We start from the raw sequence: 26,530 nt of genomic DNA on the forward strand, positions 1-26,530 counted from the left end.
AAGTCTGTCGCAGCTATATTAAACCCATTGCAGTAAGTGCGAAAATACCAAGCGTGCAAGTGATAAGTGAAACGACTGTGGTGAGCGCGATAATGTTGGCTGCCAATGTTGAATTCCCGCCCATCGCACGCGCCATAACATAGCTCGCCGCAGCGGTGGGTGCGGCGCTCATTAAGAAGATAAGACCAAGATCTAACCCTCTAAAACCGAAGAACAGGGCAGCTAGCGTGATCAGCAGCGGAGCCAAAACCAGTTTGTATCCAGTCGAGAACCAAGTTGGACCCTTATCTTTTTTCAGCGAGCGTATATCAAGCGACCCTCCCGTGCACAAAAGGGCTAACGGTAACGTCATATTAGCGAAATATTGTCCTGCATCAGTCACCATTTTCGGTACAGGGATCGATAGTAAGTAGAACAATACACCTAAGGCGATCGAGATAATCAAAGGGTTTTTGGTGAGTGTTTTAACGATGACTTGAATGGCTTTGTCACCCGACTCTTGTCCCTTTGGTGTGAGCGCGATAACGGCCTGAATATTATAGAGAACCGTCAAGGAGGCGACATAAAGTGCAGCAAGCGCGACACCATCGTTGCCGTATATATTGGCAACATAAGCAAGCCCGATAATAGCGGTGTTGGCGCGAAAGCCACCTTGCACTATCACACCTTGGTCTTGAGGCTTTTTAAAGGCCATTTTAGTGCTGACAGTGGTGAACACGAAGAAGGCTAGGTTGGCTAACAAGCCAAAGATGACGAGCTTTCCACTGGCGGCAAAATCGTGGTTAGACTGGACAATGCTGAGAAATAACATCGCGGGTAGAGTGACTTGAAACACCACCTTGGATGCGACATCAATGAAGTTGTCATTGATTAAGCCAATTCGCTTGAGCATCACACCAAGAAACAGCATTAAACAGATAGGGCCTGTTACTGACGCCGAAAACGCAAACTGTTCCCAAAGTGTGTTCATTCTTTTTCCTTTGTTAGTCGATTTCAATTTCCTTTGAATACTGTCGCATTTTTCCACAGTTCTCTGATAAGACAAAATGAATACCAAGGGTTAAGTAAAAAATCTTGAAAAAAAGAACGAACGTGCTAAAAATAACGTATCAGATTTATTGTTGGTGAATAATGAGCAAAGGAAAGATAACCAAAGAGTATATTTTGAGCCATGCATTCGCACTTGCGAGTGAAAACGGGCTTGAGAGTTTAACGATTGGTGAATTAGCCAAGCAGTGTGGCATGTCTAAGAGTGGTTTGTTTGCGCACTTCAATTCTAAAGAGAACCTGCAGCTCTCTGTACTCGAATATTCCAACGCCATATTCACTGAAAGAGTCATCATTCCTGCGCGAGAGCTCGGAGATGGTGATATTGAAGCAAAATTGAAGCAGTTGCTCGATAACTGGCTGGGTTGGAACCATTCATTCCAAGGCAGTTGTATGTTTATTGATGCTTGGAAAGATGCAGGCAGTGAAACGTCAGTGATTCAGAAAGCGCTGCAGAAAACCATTTCGGTTTGGATTGATTACTTGACGATTCAGGTAGCAAAAGCGGTTGAGAGCAAGCAGTTCAGAGCCGACTTAGATCCGAAACAGGCAACTTTTGAGTTATACGGTCTCTACCTGAGTGCGAACTTGTTTTACTCGTTACGAGGGCAGCAAGCGAGCCACACGCATTTTTGGAGCGGTGTAGAGCGCTTAATCGCCAGCTGGAAAGCGGTTTAACGAGTAAGCCGCTTAGTTCGCAAACCACCCAGTTCGCAAAGTACTTAGCTCGCAAAACATAGAGTTAGCAAAGCGTGTGAGCTTTGCAGATGTAAGGTCTAACAAATTTAAGATAAGTGGCGGCAAGCAGCTAAACACAGCTTTGCCCCATTTTTTATACCAACAAATAGCACGGTCGTTCGATTTTTAGGGCCGAGCTCGATCCGCCAATCAAGATGGCGATACAAGGAACGGTCATGAGTGACAAAATCTATTTTAATACATCGAACAAATTCAGCTTCAAGCGCAGCCTGATTGGTGCAACAACCAACCTGCATTACATTCTCGCGCCGAGCCATGCAAAAAAAACAGCGCGTAAGTTATTGCTGACCCCAATGCGTACCGAGCAAAAAAATGCCGATCCACAAGGGCTGATCAAGAGTGAAATCAAAGGCCGTGATGGCGTGCTAAAAACTTACTCTTTGGGTACTGGCCCAGTTTGGGTGCTGACTCATGGTTGGTCTGGTACCGCGAGTCAGTTCTTTCCTCTGATGGAACATATCGCAGCGAAAGGTTTTACCGCTCTGGCTTACGATCACCCAGCTCATGGTGGCAGTGATGGTGTTCATGGTCATATCCCTGCATTTGTGAACGGCTTGGAAGCAATTCTAGATTCGGTTGGCGAAGTGGCAGGTTTAGTCGGTCATAGTATGGGTACGGCTTCTGCGTTGGAATGTAAGCATGTTAAGTTGGAAAACAAACCATTGTTGCTGATTGCACCTGTATTGGATTACCTCGATAACCTATTCGGCAGCGTGGCTCGTTCTGGTTACTCAATGAAGCTTTTTGAGGCGGTAGTCGGTGAAGTGGAAGAGCAATTTAACTACCCAATTCAGTCTGTTGATCCTTATGGAAAGCTGGCGCTTCGTGAGTCTCAAACGATCATCGTTCATGATGAGAAAGACAAGTTTACTAAGTTTGATGTCTCTCAACGTGCGGCGACTGAGATGGAACGCGTTACTTTGATTGCCACTCAAGGCCAAGGCCACGGGCGAGTAATGAAGTGCCCGCAAGTATTCGAGAGCTTTGATAATTTGATTGGTTAAGTTGAGAAAAAAAACACTAAAAAGGCCAACCAGACATGTTCTGGTTGGCCTTGCTTTTAGGTGTTTAGTCGACGCTTAGTTCGCGTTTAGCTAAACCCTATTTTTAGTTAGCACAGCTAGCTGGGCCGATCTCTTTCCACACACCCCATTGGCCTGTCGTTGTTGGATCTTCACCTGTTGTCCACCATTTCGCTTCCCAAACCTTACCGCCTTGAGTCACTTGGTCGCCACCAGTGTAGACTGCACTTGAATCCCAAGCGTTAGTACACGTGCCACCGCCTGTGGTTTTCTTGAGGACTTTCACTGAAGTAGCCGCGACTGATGTATCGGTACCATCGCTCACTGTCACTGAGAAGTTCAGCACCGTGTCTTGCGTGTATTCAGCCGCGACAAAGCTTACCGAAGCGCCTTGTACCGTTGCGTTGATACCTGCTGGTACATCCCACGTAAAGGTTAATGTGTCTTGATCCGCATCGCTAGACGCTGACGCATCAACCACAACAACGTCACCCGCATTGACTTCAGTCGGAGCCGTAACCACTGCTACCGGAGCTGTGTTTACTGGGCCTGTGTCTTTAGGATTTACCGTTACAACAACTGTGTCAGTTGATGTTGCGCCTTCGTTGTCTGTTACGGTTAGGCTGAATGTTAGAGTCTCTTGCTGTGTGACTTCAACAACATCAAAGCTTGCAACCGCTGCATTGGCATTAGCCAGTGTTACGGCTGGACCGCTCACTTGTGACCAAGCGTAACTAGCGATTATGCCGTCGCTGTCTTTTGAAGCACTGCCATCCAGAGAAACAGAAGCTGGGCCTTCAACGGATTGGTCGGCACCTGCTGCTGCAGTTGGTTTGCGGTTTACAGGATCGGTGGTGCCACCTGCTAGACCTTCATGCATTGCATTCAGGATATCGCCGTTATCTGCATCAATTTCCCAAGAGAATAGACCTGCAAGACCAAGACTACGAACGTACGCACCTTTTGCTTTTACCGAGCGGTCATCATCAAATGTGATCAGCTGACCTGAAGTGCGGTTCCAAACGTAAGGAGCTTCTGCCATTTCGTCGTAACCGTATTCGAAGCCATTGATGCCTTGGTTGTTCGCACCAAGCATGTTCGCCTTAATGCCTTTGTAGTCGATAACGCCATCTTCCCAGACACCTTGTGCAGAGCTACCTTTCAGTTTGCCGTTACCAACCCCTGTCATAGGGTCGCTAGGATCTGAAAGTGATGATGGTAATACGCCTTCCCAACCACGACCGTACATCGCGGTACCAACAACAAGTTTGTTAGCTGGAACACCTTGCTCAAGAAGCAGTTGAATGCCGTTGTCTGTGGTGTAGGCAGGGCCTGTGTATGGTTCGCCGTTTTCATCAAGTCCTGTGCCATCACATTGACCAGGGCGCATGAAGTTACCACAGTTCAATGCCGTTTGGTGACCCAACACGTTATTCCAACCGCCGTAGAAGTCGTAAGTCATTGCGAAAATGTAATCCATGTATTGGATAGCATCGCCGTAGTCCACATCTTCAATCTTATCGTGACCAACACCGATCGCTGATGTGAGCTCGTAAGTACGACCATTTTCAGCTTCTAGCTCATCTAGCATCACGCGTAGTTCTGCCATTAGTGCAATGTAAGCCGGGCCATCATTTACTGGGTCACCTAGATCTGGTGCAGCACCGCCGCCACCAGGGAATTCCCAGTCGATATCCACACCGTCGTAGAATTTCCATGTGTTAAGGAATTTCTTAACCGATGCGATAAAGGTGTCACGGTTTGCTTTGGTTGTGAAATCGAAGAATGGGTCAGACAGTGTCCAACCACCAATCGATGGGATGATCTTCAAATCAGGATTACGCTGTTTTAGCGCCATCATCATTGCGTAGTTACCCTTGATCGGTGAGCTGTATTCGTGGCCCGCTTGAGGGAAACTCTTCTGGAAAGCAGCCCATGGGTCATGAATCACTACTTCGTAATCATCAACACCCTGACAAGCTGTCATGAGTGCGTTGTAGCTGTTTCCACCTACTGATTTTACTGATTCGTTAGGACCACAAATTGGGATGAAGCCGTAAAGGATGTGAGTCAAGTTATCAGCAGGTAGGTTATCAACGGTGTAATCACGACCATAAATACCCCACTCAACAAAGTAAGTACCTACTACCGTGTTTGGATCTGTGTTGTATGACTTATTGTTTGGATCCACATTCATCGCAAGTGGCGCTAAGTGGGAGCCATCGGTATCAGCGATCGTGATTTTAGCGGGTGCGCTCTTGCTACAACCAGTTTCGTCACACGCTTCAATTTCCATATCGAATAAGCCGCCTTGGCCGTATTCGAATGAAGCCGTGGTTTGGCTGCCAGTGATTGGGCCTGTGGCTACTTTAACGCCATCAAAGTAGATGTTGTACGTGTTTCCTGACGTTCCGCTCCATTGGTTGAACTTAACGTCGACTTTTGCTTTGTCGTGATATTTAACCATCTGGTTGTAGCCAGAGGTGGTTTCCATCGCGAGTTCGATTTTTGAAAACTGCAGGTTGTTGGAACCGTACATGTCGATGCTAGGTGCTGTCGGAGCAGCTAACGCTGTACCAGATAGCGCTAGAGCAATGCTTGCAGCACAGGTATTTATACGAATCATACTATTTCTCTCATTCCTTGAAGGTTACGAGAACCAAATGGCCCCATAAGCGGCTCCAGTCAGTTTTGAAGGAGCTTCCTCGTCAGTATTCGAGAGAGTTTTAATTTCATAACTGAAAATAAATCCGTTTTCGATGGACAACTAAAAAATTGTATCTTGTTACAATTTTGTTGCTTAATGAGTGAGAGACTGAGTCCATGTTTTATAAAATAAAACATCATTCAGTAGGAAAATCTCATAAGTGAAATTACACGACATGAAGTTATGTAAAGGTGCGACAAACTATATGAAAATATCGCAAGCTTGAAGCAGTATCACAAAGTATTGAACGTTAGGTGAGGTATTTAAAGTGTGTTGAGAAAGTGCTTAAAGCGTATCGAGAGCTCTTAGGGGAGCGATGGCTATCTTTTGAATTGTTCAGCCAGTGAAGCGCGTCGTTGTTGCATGATGCTGTGAGTGTCACCGGTTGCGGTATCTTCATAGCCTTCTTTGATGAACTGCTGAGAGGGTGTACTCGGTACCAATCGCTTTAAACGAGGTGAATCGTAGGTACCACTAATAGTGTAAACCGTTGGTCCAGAACCTGTATTGATCGTGACGATCTTGCCATCAAAATCAAACGAAGTACTGATGAAGCGATGGTTCATCATCACGCCATTGTCTGAAAGCGTTAGAATATCGGTTTTGTAAGGGGGAGCACCAATTTCTATCCATGTGCCATGGACATTGCTTGGACTGACAGATTGCTGGTGGGCTTGATAAGCAAAATAGCCTGCGGTGAGGGCAATCATAAAACCAGCTAATAGGAAGCTGTAAAGTAGCGAGTTGGCAAATAGATCTCTGCTTTTAGTGGGCTTTTTTGCCATTATCTCTTCATTTCCTCACATGTACCGTTCTTAAGTCTATAAATTAAAATCTTAGTTTGCAAAGATTGTTATAAGAGTTAGAAGCAGGATCGAATGTTCTAGATAAATGGGTTGCTTTGGATAATTTTCAGTTTCTCTAGTGGTATTTGTTCAATCAATGCATCTCAATTGTCGAAATGCTTAAGCTATGCGTATTTATTTCTTGTGGGAAAGCCGTGAATTGGTTAAAACAATTATCACCTAAATTTACGCATAGGCTTATTCGTTGAGCCCAATAACTGCAATTTGAAGATAACAAGGAAGTACAATGATTAAAGAAAACACATACTTTGAAGGTGGCGTTAAGTCATTAGCGTTTAACCAGTCTGGTGCTGATGTGAGTGTTGGTGTGATGGCGGCGGGTGAATACACATTCGGTACTGCTGCTCCTGAAAAGATGACCGTGGTTAAAGGCGCTCTGATTGTAAAGCGTGTTGGCGATGACGATTGGACAACATACCAATCTGGTGAGTCTTTTGACGTTGCGGGCGATTCTTCTTTCGACCTGCAAGTAAAAGAAGCAACAGCTTACTTGTGTGAGTACCTATAAGAAGCCTTAAATTAGCTTCTGCTCAATAAGAAAAAACCACGCTCTAGGAGCGTGGTTAAATAAGTGATAGTAACCGGCAGTGGATAGTGTCACTTGTTTTTACAGTCATCAAATGGACGACCAAAATTCGTTGTTAAGCCTCTTCAGTACTCTTTTCAAAGCTCATCAAAGCTCAAAGCACGAGCATTAGTAAGTCTCAAAAACGCCGCGGTTGTAGTCCTGAATAGTCTGTTCAATCTCTTCCATCGAGTTCATGACGAACGGACCATAATGCACAACAGGCTCATCAATCGGTTGGCCAGCAAAAATCAACACACCGGAATCTTCTATGCTGCTCAAAGAAAGTAGTTCAGCTTTGGTCAGTAACGCAAGTTGACCTTGCTTGATGACTTTACCACCGATCTGAATGCTGCCTCTGTATACGTAAGCCATGGCATTGTGAGTCGCATCAGTTTCCAAAGAAACTTCTTGGCCTGAACGAGATCGCCAATCTGCGACGCTTAATGGCACACCTGTTTTTTGCAGTGGACCTTGTGCTCGCGAAGTTTCTGAGTCAGCTTGGTTATGTAACTCAAATCCACCGGCAATCACTCGTAACAAACCGCCTTTTTCACTTTGATGCTCAGTAATACTTTCACTTTGGAAGTCATGGTACTGCGCAGGCTGCATTTTGTGTGTTGATGGTTGGTTTATCCAAATCTGAAAGCCGTGCAGCGCACCTTCTTCCATCATTGGCATCTCACTGTGAATGACACCACGACCTGCGGCCATCCATTGAGCGCCGCCGCTGCGAAGCTCTCCGACATTGCCCATGTGGTCTTTGTGTTGGAAGTGACCTTGGATCATGTAAGTGAGCGTCTCTATTCCACGGTGAGGATGAGGAGGAAAACCGCCAACATAGTCTTTGCTTTCATCCGATTTGAGTTCATCAATCATCAAAAATGGAGAGAAACGCGCGTTATTGAAACCAGCGACTCTTTGGATTTTGACGCCATCACCATCTGAGGTGGCATGTGCTGAAATTACATGCTCTACGGTTCTTACATTCGACATATTGAAACCCTCGTAAACTTGAATAGGGCTAGTTTATGGAATTTGATTTGAAAAGAAGATGGCACAAGGTTGAGTGACTTATTCGAAAATCTTGAACAGGTAACAATATGAAATTAAGTCTATACTCAATATAGATGAAATCGCCAAGGAGGCCGCTATGGCAGTACAACAAAAACATGGCGAAAGGCACGGTCGAATGGGCTTTGATAATGATTTTACAACGGAGCAAGGTCAGCGTTTTACTGAAGTCGCGAATAACGCCGTTAAGCGACGGGGAAAAAAGCGTGAGGTGGAAGCGGCTTTTATGCATTCGGCAAAACAAGTCGCCTTTAAGCCAGTTGCTAGGTCCAAGCGTATTAACCCAGACCGTACTCGACAGGTTGTATGGATTATTGTGATTGGGCTGGTAAGCCTTTGGGTCATGTATATGGCAGGCTAACGTTGACGTGTTTTTAACAGCGTTACATTGTTCCCTTCTACTTTCGTTTCAAGACACTCTTCAAGTTCAGAAGACCCCGATTCTGAACAAGGCAGATTCGTCGGTAATTCTTCTATCAATGTCGATACTGGGTTGTCGTGATAATAGGCATATCGGTTCTTCCCAGAATGCTTGGCCACGTACATGGCTTTGTCTGCGCATCTTGTTAACTCATGCAATTCTGTCGCATCTTGTGGGTACAAAGACACCCCAACGCTGAGTGTTAGCTCTTTGATTCTTTCGTTTGTTTGGCAACCGCTCTCAAATAACCCACATATTCTATCGAGAATACCGTCGAGGTCCTTTCGAGTTGGAATATCGTAGAGCATCAGAACGAACTCATCCCCGGCAAAGCGCGCAATTGAATAATCGTATTCGTGACTCTTTCTATCTCGGGTTCGAATGTTGTTGCTCAAGCGGTTGGCAAAATGTTGTAAGACGCTATCGCCCACATCGTGCCCGTAGCTATCGTTAATGGCTTTAAAGTCATCTATGTCTAAAAAAACCAGTGCGGTAAGTGACCGCTTACTATCGACTGTCGCAAGTTTCTCTACAGCCCAGCGTTCAAAACTCCAACGGTTTGCTAACCCTGTAAGTTGGTCTCGGTAGGCTAAATCTTCAATGCCTTCTTTGTACAAACGTTGAATATAGCTCACTGCTTTTGTGTAGTAATAAGCCGATGTATGGCACACCAAACTCATCGTGAATAGGCTAAGAACAAAGCGATGAGTGCTATTAAAAGGCAAAGAGAAGTTGTTAGGTAATGCAGTAATCAGCGTGCTGATAAACAGGCAAAATGAGGTGCTAAAGATGATACCTATTCGGAAGTCGTTGATAAAAATTACCGCCGCCAGAATAGGATAGAGCCAAAGGATTCGATCGGGAATTGCGTGGCTGTACAAGAATAGAATCACACCCTGAACGAGCAGTACACCACTTAGAATCAGTTCCGAGTAGTTAGGGTTGATAACCTTTCTGACGTAAAAGGCATTCGAGATAGCGATAATCGCAAAACACAGCTCAAAAACCGACAAGGTGTAATGCTGGCCCTGAAAATAAGCCCACGTGTAGAAAATAAATAGTGCCGCGGCAGTCAGGGAAAAGGAGTAGACAATTTTCTGTTTTCGGGTGGATCGAATGTCCGCCATTTCTTCTAGGTGTCTACCGACCAGCCTGTTCATGTGATTTGTGCCACTAATTTTGATGATGGTATTAATAGTAGATTAAATAACAAGCTACGCAGAGACTTAGATACCTATTAAGTGTGACTACTATCAAGGTTTCATATGAAAGACTGATTTAGACATTATTAATAGTGATGTATATCACCGACGGTGCAGATTTCTTTTAGGAAGTGGTCGCAAATGATTAGGTTGATGGCCGTTCTTTGATGATTATGTACTTGCTTTCCAATGATTTACTCAACATAGTTTGTAGACAATCGAATTTGATAGAGGCTTATTATGTTAATTACGTTTAGTTGCAAGGCTCATGCTAGCGTCACCATGTTTGGCGAGATCGGTCTTCAGTTCATCAAAATGCTTGGACATAGTGGCGCTATCCCTGGTGCCATTGATGCTTCTGAGGTGCCTCAAGCTTTGAATAATTTACGTGCTGCGCTTGAGGTCGAACAAAAACAACCAGTAGAACAGAATGATGCAGACGACGATAACGAAGATGAAGTTGTTGAAGCGCCAGTGAATATCGGTAGCCGTGCATTTCCATTGGTAGAGTTGCTAAAAGCAGCCATCGAAGAAGAGTGTGAAGTGATGTGGGAAGACGGCAGCGGGAAGCGTTTGTAAGGTTTTTATCTCTATTCTTTGCAGCACAGGTTTTAGAAAATAAGTGGTATAGCCTTTGCTGCCAAAAATAGGGCACCATGTTCAAAGCCAGCATTAAACCATTGCTCAAAATTGATAGTATTGTTGAGCGAAGTGGTTGTGCTGGCTTTGTTATATCACTCTATTAGCTCGCTTTATTGAAGCGGATAGATTGTAGTTTCTTCTCAGAACCATCGATGTACGCGTAGCTGTCGATAATCCATAGCTTATCACTCACCATCGCCAGTTCTAGGCGAACATCAGCACTGTTCACGTCTTGGTAAATGATGTCTTGAATGTTGGTTGGGTAGAAGTTGTAACGGTTCGCTTGTGGTTGATGTTCACCTGCGAAGTTAACCGTTACGTCAGTCGCGTCGTTCATGACATCCAGTTGGTAACCTTGTTCTGCCGTATAAGAAAATTGTGCAGATAGCTCAACGCCCTGCTGGTTTCCAATATTGATGTTGGCTTGGCTGATACTCGCTAGATTACCCGTAGCTTGAAGGCTGTCGATATTGCTGTTGGTATCAACATGGTTACGAATGGTCACGTTCCACTCGCCAATGAAATTATTAAGCTCTTGCCAGTTTTGCTGAGTTGTTTCAGTGCTCGCTGGGCTTACTGCTTGCGTGCCACCCGTTTGTGCAATGGCCTCGTTACGGCTGTCGTGACGGATGTTTTCACGATTGTTCTGAATATCGTTACTCGCACCTGCGACACCACCGGCTAGTCCGCCAACCATCGCTCCTTGAACCGCTAAATCCGCTTCACCTGTTAATGCGCCAAGCGTTAATCCAAGTAATGCACCACCTACAGCACCCTGCTTGGTGCTTGCATTTGGATCATCTTCACCCGGTGTCACACACCCAGCAAGTAGTGGAAGACTGATAGCTGCAGTCAGCGAAGCTTTAGTAAACGAGTTCATAAGTTTGGCCTTAAAATGTGTACAAATAAAGAGCATCGGACTTTATCAATACAATGTCAGGAGATAATTATGAACAGTGTTTTATTTGTTGCGAAGTGTTTCAAATATTACGGGCAGAGTCATATATTGCGATGAAAATTCAAATACTTTTATAGGCATAACTACACATATTTTTAGTAATTAAAGTAAACTGGAATGATAATTTATATTTATAAAAACACGTTGAACTAAAGGATATTTGATGAGTTTCTATTCTCAAGCTCGTGGTTGTGCCAGTTTACTCAGTTCTCTTTCGCTGGCTGTTTTGTCAGCGCCCAGTCTCGCCGATATCTCGACAACGCCTGTTATTGGTGGCGTATTCAGTTCTAGTGAGGTGTTGAAAAATCAGGTGCTTTCAAGCCTGAGCTACTCGGCTACGCTTACTCGCGATGCGGCACTGTTTACCATCGGCGGCGTAACGTTAGATGCGTACATTCTCGCGCTGCCTTTAGATGCGAAAACGAAAGCACGAGTGATCGCTCAACTATCTAACCCAACTTATTCAATTCCTTTAGGTTATTTTCTCTATAGTTATTATGACCGTTATTCAGGTTTGGGCAGTGAAGATGTATTCAAAGCATACCTGTCGACAGTCTATGATGAAGAGGTATTAAAAGGCTTTGAACATAGCCTCTACTATGTCGGTGACGAGCCAGTATCAGAATATAAAGAGCCAGATACCTCGACTGAAGCAATTGGTCACCATGAAGGCATTCGTATCGATGAACACTTCATTGCCAATATGGTCGTTATCTACGATGCGCTGTTTGAAATTGGTGTTTGGCAAGACATGGAGACCCTCCCAGAGAGTTACACCTACTTAATCAATAGCCCTGAAGATTTAGCGATTATCGCTCAGATTCAACCGATCATTGTTGATCTAATAGGCAAAGCCGCATCCGGAATGGATGAAGGTGATATGAAATCAGCAATGCTTGCGATTGTAGAAGATGGCAAGCCTGAAAACGCCGATAAGCCGAACAATAAAGCGCAAGCCCTTACCATCACACTCATTGATTTCGTGCGCTTAAACTTGCTTAAAGCCTACCGACAATTTGTGTTTAAAGAAGAGCGAGCAGAAGCGCTCGATGATTGGATGCAAAAAGCATTTAGTGAAAAGCCAGAGCAGCTCATTCAATTTTTAGACTCTCAACAGAACAAGCGCTTTGCGGTTCAAGTGACTGTTGATGGTCTACAACAAGGCTTAATCGAAGGTTTAGTCGATGAGAGTACGCCTTTCATCTCGGTGGCTTATCAGAATCATAAAAATCGAGCGCAGTACAAGCCTCAAGCAGAGGAGGTGATTGAACCAGAGCATCGACAACAGGTGCGGTTCATGGAAGTTCTATCTGAACAAACCTACCGCGACCCGCACTATCTACCTTTCTTCAAAAAGCTCTATCAAGAGCATCGTGACAATATTAGTCGAGTCGGTATATCTTCTACTCCGACGATCAGCGTACGTAACCTGCCAATAATTAAGACTGGCACAAAAGTGTCGGGACAAGGTGGTACTGGTATTCCTAACTTCCACTTTGTTGATAGAGAGATCGACCGAGCGTATTACTTCTTCGGTAATGATGCGTTGCAGTTGGATGTATTGATGGCAGACAACAAAGTGCAAACCATGTTTGATCGCCTTGATTACCTTAAGACGCTGAACTGTAACGCTCAATATGACTGGAATGCGCACACGACTTATGACGGCCTAGTGAATTTAGGTTTGGGAGAGTCGTTACGTGATTATGGTGAGAAACGCTGCGTTAAAGAACTGCAAGAGCGTTCTGAAGTCGAAGTGACTCTACGAGAAAAGCGTGCAGCCTTGATTGAAGATATTGAAGCGTATCAGTCTATATCTGGCTTTGATTTCTTCACCAAATATTCAAAGAAAGTTCAGGTGAAGCAGGCCATCACTCAGTACGCTGAACTCGATGGGAAAGGGATGCCGGACTACACCTTGGTTTATAACCCATGGCCGGATCACTTTGCACACTTCACGGGGCCTTTTAGTGACGAGATCTTAATGCCGACCGGCGAGCTAAACCGATTAGATTATTGGATTCGTCAAATTGAAGCGACTTATCGTAGCGCAGGTGTTTACAACAAAACTCTATGGGGTATGGCTGGTGATCATGGATTAACGCCAGTGTTTTACGCGCTTAACCCTGAGAAGCAAGTTTTTGAAGGGTTACAGGCGGATCTGGATTACCCAATAGTCGTTAAGAAAATATCATCAGACGAAGGTGAGGGGCCTAAAATTACCAATGCTCTAAGCTATCCGAGCTCGAAGGACATTGATGTTGTTGTGGCCTCGACTGCTGGTGGCAACTTTATGATGGACTTCTTTAACTCAAGCCAAGGCTGGCAGGTGCAACCTATCTATCAAGAACTCAAACAATGGACACCACTTGCAGCGCCGAAAGGTGAGAACATTGATGTGATTGCTCAGATAACGCAACGCTTGCCTGAAAGTCTTGATTACATGGTGGTCAGAGAGAGTACTTGTGACCCGCAAAGTTGTGCAGTTCGTGTGATAGGTAATCGCGACTTAAAACGAGTTGATGAATTGATTACACGCGAAGGTGACAAGCTTTTCTACGAATCTTTGGATGGCAATCGACCTCCAATTTTACTTAACACCCAAACGCTCAATCCGTATTTGGTGGCACCAAGCAAGGCTGATTTTTCTCATTATTCCAAGCTAGTGGAAAAGTGCATAAACCGCGCAATCAAGGAAGATGTCACAACCTGGTGTAGCAGTGCGCAGTGGACAGAGTTAACCCAACTGACTCCTCGACCAGATTCAGTCAATCAACTAGCCAACATCTACCTTGAAGATAGAGCTGGTACGGTTAACCTGTTCCCGAAAGCTGGAATTGGTTATAACACCAAGGTACCGGGTCGTCATGCTGGTGAAGACTACTTAGAGAAAGATGCATTCATCGGTTTCTGGGGCACGCCAATTGGTGAAAACTCACAACCATTAAAAATCCAAGCCAATGGCTCGTTAGCACCGACGCTTTTTGAATATTTAACCGGAGAGGCAGTGGTCGAAGGTGAGAACGGTTGGGGTTATCCTTCATTGCTCAATCATCTGGATGTTCCTAAGAACAACTAAATCGAAGCCTCAATGGCTTAGGTTTTGAAACTGGAAAGCGTGTCTAATGTGGCTTTCATTTGCCACATTAGACTTCTACTAAACATTTCTATGAAATAGGTCTTTGGTTGCTCAGAAGGGATCGAGCATGGCTTGAATGATGGCTTATCTCCAAATCGTTCCAAACGATATAACACATTTTAAACAAAGTGATACTCTTCACGTTTTCATGATGCCTTATTCTGAACTAAGAATTTTTCTTAGTTATTCTAAGACCCTCTCTCATGTGGTCGCTTTTTAGACTCCTTATTATTTCAATTATCAAATTGCAAAGAATGCATGGTCTGTAATATGCCGTGCAAACCTCATCAATAATAAGAGAGTTTACAATGCTAAAGTTCCTAGATCAGGTTAGAAAACCGACACTGGATCTTCCGGTCGAAACCAGAAGAAAAATGTGGTTCAAGCCCTTCCTACAATCTTACCTAGTGGTGTTCATCGGTTATCTAACCATGTATTTGATCCGTAAGAACTTCAATGTCGCACAAAACGACATGATTTCTACTTACGGTTTGTCGATGACGGATCTTGGCCTTATCGGTTTGGGTTTCTCAATTACTTACGGTATCGGTAAGACGGTTGTTTCCTACTATGCCGATGGTAAAAACACCAAACAGTTCCTGCCATTCATGCTTGTTCTTTCCGGTATTGCCATGTTGGGCTTCAGCTTCAGTATGGGCGGCGGCAGCGCGAGTTTATTCTTGATGGTGGCTTTCTATGCGTTGAGTGGTTTCTTCCAAAGTACGGGTGGACCTTCAAGTTACTCAACCATCACTAAATGGACGCCTCGTAACAAGCGTGGTTCTTATTTAGGCCTTTGGAATATGTCACACAACGTGGGTGGCGCAGGCGCTGCTGGTGTTGCTTTATTTGGTGCTAACTACCTATTTGATGGCAACGTGATCGGTATGTTCGTGTTCCCATCAATCATCGCGATTGTGGTTGGTTTTATTGGTATGCGCTTTGGTAATGACTCTCCAGAAGCATACGGCCTAGGTACGGTTGAAGAGTTGTTTGATGAAGAAGTCAGCGAAGAAGACACGGCCGCTGAAGAAAATCAGATGACGAAGAAAGAGATCTTTGTTGAATACATCCTTAAAAACAAAGTGATTTGGCTGCTCTGCTTCGCGAATATCTTCTTATACATTGTTCGTATTGGTATCGATCAATGGTCTACCGTTTATGCGTATCAAGAGCTAGGTCTATCAAAAGAAACCGCGATTTCAGGCTTCACGCTGTTTGAGGTTGGCGCTCTGGTCGGCACGCTAATGTGGGGTTATTTATCTGATCTTGCGAACGGACGTCGTGCTTTGGTTGCTTGTGTGTCGCTTGGTCTGATTATCGTTTCTCTAGAGTTCTACCAGCACGCAACGAGTGAGTTCATGTACTTAGCATCACTGTTTGTGCTGGGCTTCCTAGTGTTCGGTCCTCAGTTACTGATTGGTGTTGCTGCGGTAGGTTTCGTACCTAAGAAAGCAATCAGCGTTGCGGATGGTGTGAAGGGCACATTTGCTTACCTAATCGGTGATAGCTTTGCAAAACTTGGCTTAGGTATGATTGCGGACGGAACACCTATTTTCGGCTTAACAGGCTGGAAAGGAACGTTCGCTGCACTCGACACCTCAGCAGCTATTTGTATCGTATTGCTATTATTTGTTGCAGTTGCCGAAGAGAAGAAGATTCGTCACGCGAAGAAAATGCACTTAGCGGCCCAAAACGCGTAGCTTGTCTGGGTACTTGTTCTCGAAAGCATAGTTTCGGGTAGATAGTCTCACGTGATTTATTGGTTTAAAGCACGTGAGATCATACCAATCGTTAATTCGATTCAGTATCATCTCTATCAATAAACTTAATTCTATATAGCTCCTATTGGGGCTATTTTTCTTTCTTACTCTTAATTTTGGTTACTATCATGATTAATGTTGCGCTTGTTGATGACCACGTTATTGTTCGATCTGGGTTTGCTCAATTACTCAGCCTTGAAGCTGATATTACGGTAGTAGGTGAATTTAACTCTGCGGCAGAAGCTCGTCTCGGATTACCAAGTTGTCATCCTGATGTGGTTATCTTGGATATTTCAATGCAGGGTGAAAGTGGCCTGAGTTTGTTAGAAGAGATACCGTCAGGCATTGCTAGCATCATGTTGAGCGTTCATGATTCTCCTGCGATGGTTGAAAAGTCATTAGAGTTAGGCGCCAAAGGCTACCTCAGCAAACGCTGCAGCCCTGATGAGTTAATCCAAGCCGTACACACGAGTGCAAACGGTGGCTGTTATCTCACACCCGATATCGCTATCAAGCTCGCGACACCAATAAAGAACAAAGCCTCGATAAATCAGCTCACCCGAAGAGAAAGTGAAGTCTGTCAGCTATTAGCAACAGGGCTCGATGTGAAATCTATCGCCGTAGAATTGGGTGTCAGCCATAAAACGGTACATGTGCACCGCGCTAATGCGATGGATAAACTCAATGTTAAAAACAACGTTGAGTTAGCGAAACTGTTCACGCAAGAACAATACTAATGCGTTCCTATCTGGCCACCTCCTTATGTGGCGTCTTCATGGCTGGCTGCGCATGGTTTTGTTTATGGGTTATTGCCTTCTATTTTATTAACGACCCAGAGTTAGCCATTCTGCTTTTCCCATTCTCGTTAAGATTGGGTATGACGCTGCACACTCGCACTCACTATTGGCCTGCCATTTATGTTGCAGAGTGGGGGCTCGCGATCGCTTTGGCTCTATTACTGGATGAACCCCAATGGTTAACTATTTTAATCGCCAGCGGATTAAGCATTCCAGCTACTCTATTTGCCAAACGGTATTATTACGGTGACCAAAACCGTCACCTGTTAGTGATGGCGAGCTTAATCATGGTCACTTCACTGATTAATGTAGCCGTGGTGGGCTCTCATGTCCCAGCCGTTTACATGGTGTGGTTGGTGAGTATCACAGGTGGTTTGATGTTGGTGCCGATGTGTTATCTGGTCTGGAACTATCTATTCCAAAACAAGTGGGCACCACTGAGCTCTTACTTAATCAACAATGTTGTTGAGTTCAAAATCCGTCACATCGCTTTATACAGCGTCTTGTTGGTCGCCAGTATTTTGATACAAACCAGTTTGCCTGATGAACTAAGGCGCTTCGCCCCGTTCTGTATGGCGATTCCTATTATCTTGCTCGCCGTTCGTTACGGGTGGCAAGGTGCTTTACTGGCTACTCTATTGAACAGTGTCGCGTTGATTGCAGCCCACAGTGGCACGTCCAAACTCGAAATTACTGATTTACTCTTGTCTCTTTCCGCTCAGACCATCACAGGTATCTTGCTTGGTTTAGCGGTTCAAAAACAAAAAGATCTCAACTCGAAATTACGAAGTGAGCTCTCTAGGAATCAAAACCTTTCCCGTCAGTTAGTCACCGCTGAAGAATCGGTTCGTCGTGATATTGCCCGTGAGTTACATGATGAGATAGGCCAGAACATCACGGCAATTCGGACTCAAGCGAGCATTATCAAACGTGTCGATGCGGCTGAAATGAGCGTTCGCTGTGCTGGTACGATTGAATCATTATCGTTGAATGTTTATGACACCACCAAGCGTTTGCTAACGAAGCTAAGACCAAAAATGTTGGACGACCTTGACCTGAAGGACTCCGTTGAACAGCTCATACGTGAAATGGAGTTTTCGGATCACGGTGTTGATATTCAGTTAAATTGGCAAGGTGACTACTCATGTTTGAGTGACACGCTCAAGGTTACTCTCTTCCGACTGTGCCAAGAGTCTTTAAATAATGCCCACAAATATGCTGAAGCAAGTGAAATTAGGATAGAACTGACTTTAGACGATCAAGCTTATCTTCGAATTACAGACAATGGTGTTGGTTTTACAGCGCAGGATCTTCTCAAAGGAATGGGTGTTCGTGGTATGCAAGAGCGTGTTCAGGCGCTCGGCGGCAAGATGACAATCAACGCCAAAGACCTTTCTTCGGGTTCCGATATCAGCGTTATATTACCTAAAGTGTGAGAACGAATATGTTTGGATTTCTGCGCTCAACAACGTCAAAAAGTCATACCCTAAGCGATGATGAGGTCAATCAGAGTTATCGTTATTGGCGTCTTCACATCATGATAGGAATGTATGTTGGCTATGCAGGTTTTTACTTCACTCGTAAAACCTTTAATTATGCCGCACCAGCAATGATCACTGATCTTGGATTGGACAAAGGCGATATCGGCTTGATTGGCACACTCTTCTATCTTTCTTATGGTTTATCGAAATTTATCTCAGGCACGATCTCCGACCGTTCAAATCCTCGTTATTTCATGGGACTTGGCCTAATCGCGACAGGTTTGATCAATATCGCGTTTGGCTTTTCAAGTTCGTTGGCGGCTTTCATCTCACTTTGGGTGCTCAATGCATGGTTCCAAGGTTGGGGATGGCCATCGTGTTCCAAGCTATTGACGACTTGGTATTCCCGCTCTGAAAGAGGTTTTCGCTGGGCTATCTGGAATACAGCACACAACGTTGGTGGTGCACTAATTCCTATTCTTGTAGGCTACCTAACTCTTCAATTCAGTTGGCGAGCAGGGTTTATTTGGCCGGGTGTGATTGGTGTTTTTATTGGTCTTATCGTTTGTTGGCGCTTACGTGACAAGCCCACCACAATGAGGCTTCCGACAGTCGGGAAGTGGCGTAACGATCATCTAGAGTTGGCGCAAGAGAGCCATGGCCAAGGGTTAAGCTATCGAGACATCTTGAAAACTTACGTGTTCAGCAACAAGTACATTTGGTTGCTCGCCTTTAGTTATGTGTTGGTCTACATCGTAAGAACCGCGGTTAATGATTGGGGCAATTTATATTTAACCGAAGAGCACGATTACAGCCTGATAAACGCCAACGCTGCGTTGTCTCTGTTCGAGATTGGTGGTTTCGTTGGTTCACTTGTTGCTGGGTGGGGATCGGATAGGCTATTTGGTGGCAACCGTGGCCCGATGAATATTTTGTTTGCCATCGGCATATTTCTTTCAGTTTCTGCATTGTGGTTGATGCCATTAACCAACTTTGTGTTTCAAGCTGCTGGGTTATTTTGTGTTGGCTTTTTTGTTTTTGGTCCTCAAATGCTTATCGGTATGGCTGCCGCAGAATGTTCGCATAAAGATTCTGCCGGGGCGGCTACAGGTTTTGTCGGCTTATTTGCTTATATGGGCGCGGCACTTTCTGGTTATCCATTAGCGCTCGTTCTAGAAACCTACGGTTGGAGTGGGTTCTTCATTACCATCTCAACTTGTGCGGCCGTTATCGGGCTACTTCTACTGCCTTTCTTACAAGCTCAATCACCTCAGAAAAGTGCAGAAGCTCGCTCTGTTTTATAAGGTACTTTTTTGTCAACAAAGTAGCGGTTTACGGCCCTATGGTTATTTGCAGCTATTTTTGTCTTAAGCGTCTTTATACGTAGCATTCAAATGTGACTCTTTTCACGCTTTTCATCTATCTCATCCGTTTCTAAGAATTTTTCCTATTGCGTCTAAGACCCCATCTCATGTGGGTTCTAGCTGCTCTCTGTAGTCTTTCTAATTATTCACGTTATTAGAATCAGCGCTCTTGAACTGCCTTCAGAGGGCTCACTACGGAAAAAGCCATGTCACTCAGTCACTTCTCAGAACACTCATTTTTCCCAATGGAAAACACTATCCAAAATTATGCATGGGGAAGTATCTCTTCGATACGTGAACTGTTTGGCTTCAAAAATGAGTCACAACAACCACAAGCGGAAGTTTGGATGGGAGCACACCCAAAAGGCTGCTCAATGGTGAAGCTTGATCAACATTTAGTGCCTCTATCTGAGCTGATTAACAAGAATAAACCGGCCTACCTATCAACCGATATTGCGCAGTCGTTTGGTGAGCTACCGTTCCTATTTAAGATTTTGGCAGCAGAAAAAGCGCTGTCTGTTCAGGTGCACCCAAACAAGCGACAAGCTGAGTTAGGCTTTGCGAGAGAAGAGCAAGCAAAGATCCCTCTGACTGCTGATCACCGCAATTATAAAGACTCGAACCACAAGCCTGAATTGGTTTACGCGATTACTAAATATCAAGCGATGAATGGTTTTCGAGAGTTCGATGAAATATTAGGCCTATTCAGACAATTGAATTCTAGTGAGCTTGCTGGTTTGGTTGAAGAGTTTGGTAACAACCTTAATTCTCTAGGTTTAGAGACGTTTTTCCGCGATTTACTCACGTTAAATAACCAACGTAAGCATCAAGCATTAGATCAACTTCTGACCTACGCAGCTGCTCACCAAGACCAGGTGGAGTTTGCGTTGGTTACTGAGCTTAGCCATCAATACCCGAACGATATAGGTCTGTTTTGTGTTCTGCTACTTAATTTGATCACGTTACAGCCGGGCGAAGCGATGTATTTGAATGCGAACACTCCGCACGCTTACATTAACGGAACCGGGCTCGAGATTATGGCAAATTCAGACAATGTGTTGCGTGCGGGCTTAACGCCAAAGCATATTGATGTTGCTGAGTTGATAGCTTGTACAGAGTTCATTCCAATTCCGTTTAACCGTTTGTTGTTAGCGCCCTCAAAGCTGGGGCAATGTGATAGCTATGCTATTCCTGTCAGCGATTTTAGTTTCAATATCTTCCATTGCCCACAGCAAGAGGGAGTCATCACAAGCGGTGCTGAAATCTTAATGGCAATAGATGATGATCTAACGCTAATGAGTCAGAAAGGCGAGCACTTAACACTCACTAAAGGGCAATCGGTATTTATCCCAGCCTACATTGGTCATTACGAACTGAGTAGTGAAGGGCGAGTTGCTAGAGCTTTTAACTAAGAAAGTGGTCAGCTGGAAATACTATCAAGTTTTGCGAATGAAGATGTTGTCTTAAAGGGTTAATGGAAGGGTGAACAAGCCAATAAGATATTGGCTTGTTCGTATTACTTATCGATTATTGAATAGAAGGTAAGCTTTTTGCCTCCATTACAATCGACATACCCCAAGAGGACTCCTCTCGAATGGATTTAATTGAACCTCGGTTTGTAAGCCAAGTTATTTGAGTGTCACGAGGTCCGTCATTTTCAAATTGAGTTTCACTTTCTACCTTACATGCAGCAAAGGTACCTGCAGGCACAGTGACTTCCTCTTTACCTAGGTAGGTTTCTTGGTAGTTGAAGGTTGATAGAAAGTAAGTTTGTGCATCGATAATATTGTCTAGTGAAGTCTCTACAGAAACGGTTCTTAATCCAGGGTACTCTATTTCACCGAATTCACCGCTGATCTCGTCATACCAATAGTCGATTTGTGATGTGAGTGGTGCATTGGTTGAGGTTCCGAAATCTACCATTTGATTGATGATTTTTTGGTTATCTGCAATTGCCAGTGGTAATACTGCTTTAGCCGATCCCCAACCTAGTGAGTCATCAGAGTTAAAGCCCTCTTGACCTAGATAGTGATCTTCAGAGCTATATGAATACTCATACCCCATCAAAACACCTTCCGGATCTTTGATATCGATACGCGTTTTTTCTAAGCTACCTGCCAAGTCCGAAATCCAACTTGGAAGTCCGGTAACTAGCGTAACGTCATTCAGCCAAGAGAAAGTATTCCCAAGATAGGTAAACTCATAAGTTAGGTTCTGTGTTACTGGCTCAGGATCCCATATTGGTGTGCGCTGTACATCGTAAACCGTGACGTCATTGGTTGCTGAGACGAACCCTGCATCTGGTAGTGAGTCAAGACAAGCTTGTAGGTTGAGAGGGTGCAAAGGTTGTGGTGTTAATGCGTTATCCAAAATGAACTGCTTAGTCGCTTCGTCAAAGATATAAGCTTCACTGCCAGCCTCTTCCAGCTCTTTGTAGGTAATACGCACAAAGCCTTCGACTACAGACAAGTAAGCGGAGTTATCTTCTTTTTGGTAGTTAGACCATGTAGCTTGCGAGTGGATAGATTCAGGAATGGTAACTTTACGTAATACCTCGCCATTCACTGATTGATCTTCCCACGAACCGAGTTCTGGTAATCTGGAGAATGTAGAGTCTAGCTTCCAGGCTCTCGAATAATAAACCACTGTACCGTTGGACAGAAGCTGTGCAAATATCTCAGCACTTTCCATGCCTGCCATTGGAATTAAATCTGCATGGTTGTTATATGCAGTGTCATGACGATCCGATTCATCTTCAGCGATGGTCGATGCTAAAGTCGCAAGCCATGTATCGCTGCCATTCTTGAAGGCGCTTATTCCGTTACACGAGTTATTAAGTGCTTCGTAGCGGTTTGGGTCGTACTCTGCACACCAATCACCCTTGTAAAAGGTAAAAATATTGTCGTAGAGATCTTCCACTGATAACTTATATGCCGTGGTGTTATCTGGGAATTTTAATCCTGCAGGCATAATTTGAGACCAAACGTTCTCACCATCTGTTTGATCCATTATTGAGCGAACATTAAGTCCACTGATATCCAACTGCTTAGCACTAGCAACTTCATTAAAAATTGAGCTGTTAGACTCTAGGGTTACACTGCCACCTGTATTTGTCTTAATACTCGTTAAGGTATCATCGCTCGCTTCCCAACCGTCTTTTCCTAAAACCATGCTATTTGCGTCGGGAGTATTTTCAAATTCAACAAACTGCTCAGCAAAGTAGTCATAAATGTAACCGGTTTCAGTGATTGAGTTATCGGAAGCAGCCTTTAGTGTTCCATAAGCAACCACTAAGTCTGTACCTGTTTCATTCGCGCCGCCAAACCAATTGATGCCATCTGTTTTAATGAGTTTCGCAAGATCGGCCTGCTTAGAGCCTTTATTTGCCTCGTTTTCTTTAATTTTATCTTCAAGATTAGAGTCATCAATAGCGATGTGATCACGATTAATGCTGCCAGCAATGTCGCTTGGATTGAAGTTTTCTCCGGCTGCTTCAATATTTTTTACGACTTCGTCTAAGACTCGAGTAACTTCTTCATTAATCAAGGCCGTGAGCGCTTCTACAGAGATACCAGCTCCCGCAGCGGTTTCTGATAGTGCATCAGTATTCTCTGCCATGACTGAAGCAGTAACTTGAGCAACGCGGTGTAGGTTTTCAAAAGCCGCTTTTTGTGAACCGGCTAAGTCATTATTGTTTTTGGCTTCGATATAATCTTGTGTTAGATCGAGTGTTGTCCCCAACTTCTCTTGAATAGCTGATTTAGCTTCTTCTAACGAAGAACCACTCTCGATTTCATTTTGAATCAGAGTCGTTAGTGGACTAATAAATGTGGATTTTGGTGGCGCAGTTAAGCGATAGCTCTTGCTTAGAACGACACCTGGGTTATCGGTATCGACGGTTTGTCCAGCTACCACTTCAATCAACAGAGTGCTCTGTTCTAGTTGCTCTTGAGTCAGGTTATCGATGGTAAATTCACCATTGTCACCTGTTACTGCGTTTGGCTCATCCTTATCACACACTTTATTGCTGTTTAGATCCAAGCATGCATTAGCACCTACCAGATAGCCATCAGCGGCCTTTGCTGTTAAAGACGCTGAAGTTGCTGTTGAACCGCCAGTATCAGTTGTGGAGCTACCCGAACTATCGCTACCACAACCAGCTATCCCTAGGGCTATTGCCACTGCTAACAGTGAACGTTGACCATTCATGCTAGTTCTCCTATTAAGTTATTGATAAAAAATTATTACTCTGGAATCAATTGGGAGAATGTCATTGATAAATATGACTATTTATAAATTGAGTGCCATTGGTGAGGAATGTATCAAAACGGTATATAGCGGAAATAGCAGGAGTGTTTATTCTAGAGACATATCTTATTAGCTGAGTAACATCTGCGAGTGATATCTATGGTGAATGTTTAGTACCTGTAATTTACATACTTATCAATTGATATTGTTATATATCTTCTTGTATTTTATAAACTTTCAAGCTTAAGGAAGCAAAATGAGCGTTGCTCTCATCAATAACCTGATAGCCAAGTGCCTCATAAAAGCGAATGGCGTGAGTGTTACTTCTGAAACTAGAGAGGGTGATCTGGTTTCGTTGCTCTCGAAGGGCTTTGTTGTGGATGAGTGACATCACTTCTTTACCAAGCATCTTGCCTTGGTATTGAGGATAAATAATTAGTAGATGGATATGGTATGCATTATCGTAAGGTTTAAAGCAGACGAGTCCGGCTCTTTCCTTTTTGCTATATATCCAATGAAACCAAGAGGGGTGGTAGTCGTTTAACAGTCGGTTACGTTGAAAGTCGTCATCCCAGCCAAACACATTGTCGACATGTTCGAAAATGCCTTGTTTGACGCAAGCAAACAGTTCTTCAAATTCTGAGTTCGCAACGAGTTGGAGTTGTATTTTGTTATCCTTGACTGTCACTCTTTCCACTTCCTTGTTCTCAGCTCTGTATAAGCAAACAATACCATAATCGATTTATAGGCGTATTAAACGAAAAGCCACGCGGTGTGCGTGGCTCTGAAAGTCGTATTTGTAGGGCTAGCTTAAACCAACTTAAGCGCGTGATGTCGAGTGAGTTGCTTGTGAAGTGAGTCTTTTAGCTCCATGCGTTCTACTTTGAGGTTGTGCATGCTGTCGTCATCGATAGGGCTGCCAGAGATTTCTAGTTGGCGAATGTCGTAGTCGAGTTGGTGGTATTTCTGCATGTCTGCTTTGAATTTTTCGTCGTCGTGGTTGAGCTGAACAATGTCTAATTTAAGATCTGGGAAATCTAAGATAAAGGCATGGTTTTCATTGAGCATTGGCACTTCCTCTCTAGTCGAATTACTAACAGTATAGAAGCAATTTATCGAAAGAAATGTGGTTCAAAACACAAAGAAGTAAAGCGATCAAAAAAGGGCGCAAACTCGAAGAATTGTCTTCGAACTTGCGCCCTTTTTTCTGTTTATAGCTATAAGTTACCCGTTTACAACGATAGGTCTAAAGCAGAAAGCTTACTTCGCTTTTTTACCAGAGCGTTGTTGCTCTTTGTGTGCTAGCTTCTCTTTCTTACGTTGCTCGATAAGGTGAGCAGCTTCGCCACCTACGTGGGTTTCGCCACGAGCATTTGACAGCTGAACTTGCTTTTCACGCTCGCGGAAACGCGCTTTCTGTTCATCGCTGTGCTTATCAATGCACTTAGGGCAGCTTACGCCTTTCTCAAAGTGTTCAGACGCTTTGTCTTCATCAGTGATTGGCAGACGACAAGCGTTACATACATCGTAACCGCTCTTTTCTAGCTGGTGGTTAACCGCAACACGTCCATCAAATACGTAGCAGTCGCCTTCCCACATGCTCTCTTCTTCTGGTACTTCTTCTAAGTACTTAAGAATGCCGCCTTCAAGGTGGTAGACCTCATCAAAGCCTTGTTCTTTCATGTAGGCTGTTGATTTTTCACAACGAATACCGCCAGTACAGAACATCGCGACTTTCTTGTGTTTCTTAGGGTCGAGGTTTTCTTCAACGTACTGAGGGAATTCACGAAAGGTTTCCGTATTTGGGTTTACGGCATTTTTGAATGTGCCGATATCGACTTCGTAATCGTTACGAGTATCCACCAAGATCACATCTGGATCTGAGATAAGGTCGTTCCATTCGTTTGGCTTAACGTACGTACCGACAACGTGGCGAGGGTCGATGCCTTCAACGCCCATGGTTACGATCTCTTTCTTAAGCTTAACCTTGGTGCGGTTGAATGGTTGTTCTTCGTTGAACGACTCTTTGTAAACGACATCAGCCAAGCGAGAGTCTTGCTTGAACCATTGAAGAAGAGCGTCGATAGATTCGCGCTTACCAGCAACGGTGCCGTTGATACCTTCACTCGCAAGTAACAAAGTACCGCGAATTTGGTTGGCTTCTAGCAATTCTGTGAGTGGTTGGCGAATTTCTTGGTAATCATCAAGTGCTACGAATTTATACAGAGCACATACAACATATTGAGACATGGTTTTTCCTTTCTGCGAGCTGGAACGTAAATCCAGAGCGGTTGCCTATTCTGATCATAGCTGGGTAACGAAACCTAGCTTGTCATGATGGCTTATTAAAATCCGCTGCAGTATAACCAAGGCGATGTAGGACAAAAACCAACCAAATGTAGGGCTATTTAACACCTCAATAAATAGGGTTTTGATGATTCACCTCACCTGCCAGTGAAGTCCTAGGCAGGTGAT

General features: G+C 44.2%; 21 protein-coding genes. 11 read left to right on the plus strand and 10 right to left on the minus strand.

Features of this window, described 5'->3' with window-relative positions; translation table 11 throughout:
• Positions 1 to 13 precede the first annotated feature (13 nt).
• Positions 14 to 970 carry an AEC family transporter gene (locus FLM53_RS16360; RefSeq protein ID WP_176678992.1) on the minus strand — a complete coding sequence of 319 codons (957 nt, stop codon included), beginning with the start codon at positions 968 to 970 and terminating at the stop codon, positions 14 to 16.
• 161 nt (positions 971 to 1,131) lie between these two features.
• On the opposite strand from FLM53_RS16360, the gene FLM53_RS16365 reads away from it, so the two are divergent.
• Positions 1,132 to 1,725, plus strand: coding sequence for a TetR/AcrR family transcriptional regulator (locus FLM53_RS16365; RefSeq protein WP_008216752.1), 594 nt, complete (start codon positions 1,132 to 1,134; stop codon positions 1,723 to 1,725).
• A 236-nt stretch (positions 1,726 to 1,961) separates the two neighbouring features.
• A complete protein-coding gene (locus tag FLM53_RS16370; protein WP_176678991.1) occupies positions 1,962 to 2,810 on the plus strand; it encodes an alpha/beta hydrolase in 849 nt (282 codons plus the stop codon).
• Positions 2,811 to 2,913: 103 nt separating this feature from the next.
• Here FLM53_RS16370 and FLM53_RS16375 read toward each other — a convergent pair whose 3' ends face one another.
• Positions 2,914 to 5,454 (minus strand): glycosyl hydrolase family 18 protein, encoded by a 2,541-nt coding sequence (locus tag FLM53_RS16375; RefSeq protein WP_176678990.1) that lies wholly within the window; start codon positions 5,452 to 5,454, stop codon positions 2,914 to 2,916.
• A gap of 401 nt (positions 5,455 to 5,855) precedes the next feature.
• Entirely contained in the window at positions 5,856 to 6,320 is a 465-nt protein-coding gene (locus tag FLM53_RS16380) for a DUF2850 domain-containing protein (protein ID WP_176678989.1), read from the minus strand.
• Between the two features lie 307 nt (positions 6,321 to 6,627).
• Between FLM53_RS16380 and FLM53_RS16385 the strand changes: the two genes are divergently transcribed.
• Positions 6,628 to 6,909, plus strand: a complete 282-nt coding sequence (locus tag FLM53_RS16385) for a pyrimidine/purine nucleoside phosphorylase (RefSeq protein WP_017057600.1) — start codon at positions 6,628 to 6,630, stop codon at positions 6,907 to 6,909.
• 186 nt (positions 6,910 to 7,095) lie between these two features.
• Here FLM53_RS16385 and FLM53_RS16390 read toward each other — a convergent pair whose 3' ends face one another.
• Positions 7,096 to 7,962 (minus strand): pirin family protein, encoded by an 867-nt coding sequence (locus tag FLM53_RS16390; RefSeq protein ID WP_176678988.1) that lies wholly within the window; start codon positions 7,960 to 7,962, stop codon positions 7,096 to 7,098.
• A 157-nt stretch (positions 7,963 to 8,119) separates the two neighbouring features.
• Here FLM53_RS16390 and FLM53_RS16395 point away from each other — a divergent pair, with 157 nt between their 5' ends.
• Positions 8,120 to 8,401: a hypothetical protein gene (locus tag FLM53_RS16395; protein ID WP_176678987.1), complete on the plus strand. Its 282-nt coding sequence runs from the start codon at positions 8,120 to 8,122 to the stop codon at positions 8,399 to 8,401.
• Here the strand turns inward: FLM53_RS16395 and FLM53_RS16400 are convergent.
• Positions 8,398 to 9,588, minus strand: coding sequence for a GGDEF domain-containing protein (locus FLM53_RS16400; RefSeq protein WP_176680049.1), 1,191 nt, complete (start codon positions 9,586 to 9,588; stop codon positions 8,398 to 8,400). The genes FLM53_RS16395 and FLM53_RS16400 overlap by 4 nt on opposite strands.
• A 315-nt stretch (positions 9,589 to 9,903) precedes the next feature.
• Between FLM53_RS16400 and FLM53_RS16405 the strand changes: the two genes are divergently transcribed.
• Complete coding sequence (locus tag FLM53_RS16405) at positions 9,904 to 10,242, plus strand: DUF1840 domain-containing protein (protein WP_176678986.1); 339 nt, start codon at positions 9,904 to 9,906, stop codon at positions 10,240 to 10,242.
• A gap of 163 nt (positions 10,243 to 10,405) precedes the next feature.
• On the opposite strand, the gene FLM53_RS16410 is transcribed toward FLM53_RS16405, so the two are convergent.
• The gene (locus FLM53_RS16410) at positions 10,406 to 11,185 is read right to left on the minus strand and encodes a hypothetical protein (protein ID WP_176678985.1); all 780 of its coding nucleotides are present in this window, start codon (positions 11,183 to 11,185) and stop codon (positions 10,406 to 10,408) included.
• Between the two features lie 241 nt (positions 11,186 to 11,426).
• On the opposite strand from FLM53_RS16410, the gene FLM53_RS16415 reads away from it, so the two are divergent.
• The 6 genes from FLM53_RS16415 (at position 11,427) to manA (ending at position 21,219) form a co-directional block, all read left to right on the plus strand.
• Entirely contained in the window at positions 11,427 to 14,342 is a 2,916-nt protein-coding gene (locus FLM53_RS16415) for an alkaline phosphatase family protein (RefSeq protein WP_176678984.1), read from the plus strand.
• Positions 14,343 to 14,710: 368 nt separating this feature from the next.
• Positions 14,711 to 16,105 carry a hexose-6-phosphate:phosphate antiporter gene (gene uhpT, locus FLM53_RS16420; RefSeq protein ID WP_102398465.1) on the plus strand — a complete coding sequence of 465 codons (1,395 nt, stop codon included), beginning with the start codon at positions 14,711 to 14,713 and terminating at the stop codon, positions 16,103 to 16,105.
• Positions 16,106 to 16,293: 188 nt separating this feature from the next.
• Positions 16,294 to 16,902, plus strand: a complete 609-nt coding sequence (gene uhpA / locus FLM53_RS16425; RefSeq protein WP_176678983.1) for a transcriptional regulator UhpA — start codon at positions 16,294 to 16,296, stop codon at positions 16,900 to 16,902.
• Entirely contained in the window at positions 16,902 to 18,398 is a 1,497-nt protein-coding gene (gene uhpB, locus FLM53_RS16430; RefSeq protein ID WP_176678982.1) for a signal transduction histidine-protein kinase/phosphatase UhpB, read from the plus strand. Before uhpA ends, uhpB begins: the two co-directional genes overlap by 1 nt.
• Before the next feature lie 8 nt (positions 18,399 to 18,406).
• Positions 18,407 to 19,747: an MFS transporter gene (locus FLM53_RS16435; RefSeq protein ID WP_176678981.1), complete on the plus strand. Its 1,341-nt coding sequence runs from the start codon at positions 18,407 to 18,409 to the stop codon at positions 19,745 to 19,747.
• 266 nt (positions 19,748 to 20,013) lie between these two features.
• The gene (gene manA, locus FLM53_RS16440) at positions 20,014 to 21,219 is read left to right on the plus strand and encodes a mannose-6-phosphate isomerase, class I (RefSeq protein WP_176678980.1); all 1,206 of its coding nucleotides are present in this window, start codon (positions 20,014 to 20,016) and stop codon (positions 21,217 to 21,219) included.
• A gap of 115 nt (positions 21,220 to 21,334) precedes the next feature.
• Here manA and FLM53_RS16445 read toward each other — a convergent pair whose 3' ends face one another.
• From FLM53_RS16445 to FLM53_RS16460, 4 genes are all read right to left on the minus strand, one after another.
• Complete coding sequence (locus FLM53_RS16445; RefSeq protein WP_176678979.1) at positions 21,335 to 24,016, minus strand: hypothetical protein; 2,682 nt, start codon at positions 24,014 to 24,016, stop codon at positions 21,335 to 21,337.
• Positions 24,017 to 24,263: 247 nt separating this feature from the next.
• On the minus strand, positions 24,264 to 24,722 hold the full coding sequence (locus FLM53_RS16450) for an N-acetyltransferase (protein ID WP_176680048.1): 459 nt from the start codon (positions 24,720 to 24,722) through the stop codon (positions 24,264 to 24,266).
• Between the two features lie 143 nt (positions 24,723 to 24,865).
• Positions 24,866 to 25,123: a YdcH family protein gene (locus FLM53_RS16455; protein ID WP_102277184.1), complete on the minus strand. Its 258-nt coding sequence runs from the start codon at positions 25,121 to 25,123 to the stop codon at positions 24,866 to 24,868.
• A gap of 192 nt (positions 25,124 to 25,315) precedes the next feature.
• Positions 25,316 to 26,305: a rhodanese-related sulfurtransferase gene (locus FLM53_RS16460; protein WP_176678978.1), complete on the minus strand. Its 990-nt coding sequence runs from the start codon at positions 26,303 to 26,305 to the stop codon at positions 25,316 to 25,318.
• Positions 26,306 to 26,530: the final 225 nt, after the last annotated feature.

The sequence above is a fragment of the Vibrio sp. Scap24 genome (assembly GCF_013394185.1).
GTDB lineage: Bacteria > Pseudomonadota > Gammaproteobacteria > Enterobacterales > Vibrionaceae > Vibrio > Vibrio pomeroyi.

What these genes read in the sequence shown, in the direction of transcription:
- FLM53_RS16360 (WP_176678992.1), bottom strand. Translation starts at nt 970, where the DNA reads ATGAACACACTTTGGGAACAGTTTGCGTTTTCGGCGTCAGTAACAGGC.
- FLM53_RS16365 (WP_008216752.1), top strand. Translation starts at nt 1,132, where the DNA reads ATGAGCAAAGGAAAGATAACCAAAGAGTATATTTTGAGCCATGCATTC.
- FLM53_RS16370 (WP_176678991.1), top strand. Translation starts at nt 1,962, where the DNA reads ATGAGTGACAAAATCTATTTTAATACATCGAACAAATTCAGCTTCAAG.
- FLM53_RS16375 (WP_176678990.1), bottom strand. Translation starts at nt 5,454, where the DNA reads ATGATTCGTATAAATACCTGTGCTGCAAGCATTGCTCTAGCGCTATCT.
- FLM53_RS16380 (WP_176678989.1), bottom strand. Translation starts at nt 6,320, where the DNA reads ATGGCAAAAAAGCCCACTAAAAGCAGAGATCTATTTGCCAACTCGCTA.
- FLM53_RS16385 (WP_017057600.1), top strand. Translation starts at nt 6,628, where the DNA reads ATGATTAAAGAAAACACATACTTTGAAGGTGGCGTTAAGTCATTAGCG.
- FLM53_RS16390 (WP_176678988.1), bottom strand. Translation starts at nt 7,962, where the DNA reads ATGTCGAATGTAAGAACCGTAGAGCATGTAATTTCAGCACATGCCACC.
- FLM53_RS16395 (WP_176678987.1), top strand. Translation starts at nt 8,120, where the DNA reads ATGGCAGTACAACAAAAACATGGCGAAAGGCACGGTCGAATGGGCTTT.
- FLM53_RS16400 (WP_176680049.1), bottom strand. Translation starts at nt 9,588, where the DNA reads ATGGCGGACATTCGATCCACCCGAAAACAGAAAATTGTCTACTCCTTT.
- FLM53_RS16405 (WP_176678986.1), top strand. Translation starts at nt 9,904, where the DNA reads ATGTTAATTACGTTTAGTTGCAAGGCTCATGCTAGCGTCACCATGTTT.
- FLM53_RS16410 (WP_176678985.1), bottom strand. Translation starts at nt 11,185, where the DNA reads ATGAACTCGTTTACTAAAGCTTCGCTGACTGCAGCTATCAGTCTTCCA.
- FLM53_RS16415 (WP_176678984.1), top strand. Translation starts at nt 11,427, where the DNA reads ATGAGTTTCTATTCTCAAGCTCGTGGTTGTGCCAGTTTACTCAGTTCT.
- uhpT (WP_102398465.1), top strand. Translation starts at nt 14,711, where the DNA reads ATGCTAAAGTTCCTAGATCAGGTTAGAAAACCGACACTGGATCTTCCG.
- uhpA (WP_176678983.1), top strand. Translation starts at nt 16,294, where the DNA reads ATGATTAATGTTGCGCTTGTTGATGACCACGTTATTGTTCGATCTGGG.
- uhpB (WP_176678982.1), top strand. Translation starts at nt 16,902, where the DNA reads ATGCGTTCCTATCTGGCCACCTCCTTATGTGGCGTCTTCATGGCTGGC.
- FLM53_RS16435 (WP_176678981.1), top strand. Translation starts at nt 18,407, where the DNA reads ATGTTTGGATTTCTGCGCTCAACAACGTCAAAAAGTCATACCCTAAGC.
- manA (WP_176678980.1), top strand. Translation starts at nt 20,014, where the DNA reads ATGTCACTCAGTCACTTCTCAGAACACTCATTTTTCCCAATGGAAAAC.
- FLM53_RS16445 (WP_176678979.1), bottom strand. Translation starts at nt 24,016, where the DNA reads ATGAATGGTCAACGTTCACTGTTAGCAGTGGCAATAGCCCTAGGGATA.
- FLM53_RS16455 (WP_102277184.1), bottom strand. Translation starts at nt 25,123, where the DNA reads ATGCTCAATGAAAACCATGCCTTTATCTTAGATTTCCCAGATCTTAAA.
- FLM53_RS16460 (WP_176678978.1), bottom strand. Translation starts at nt 26,305, where the DNA reads ATGTCTCAATATGTTGTATGTGCTCTGTATAAATTCGTAGCACTTGAT.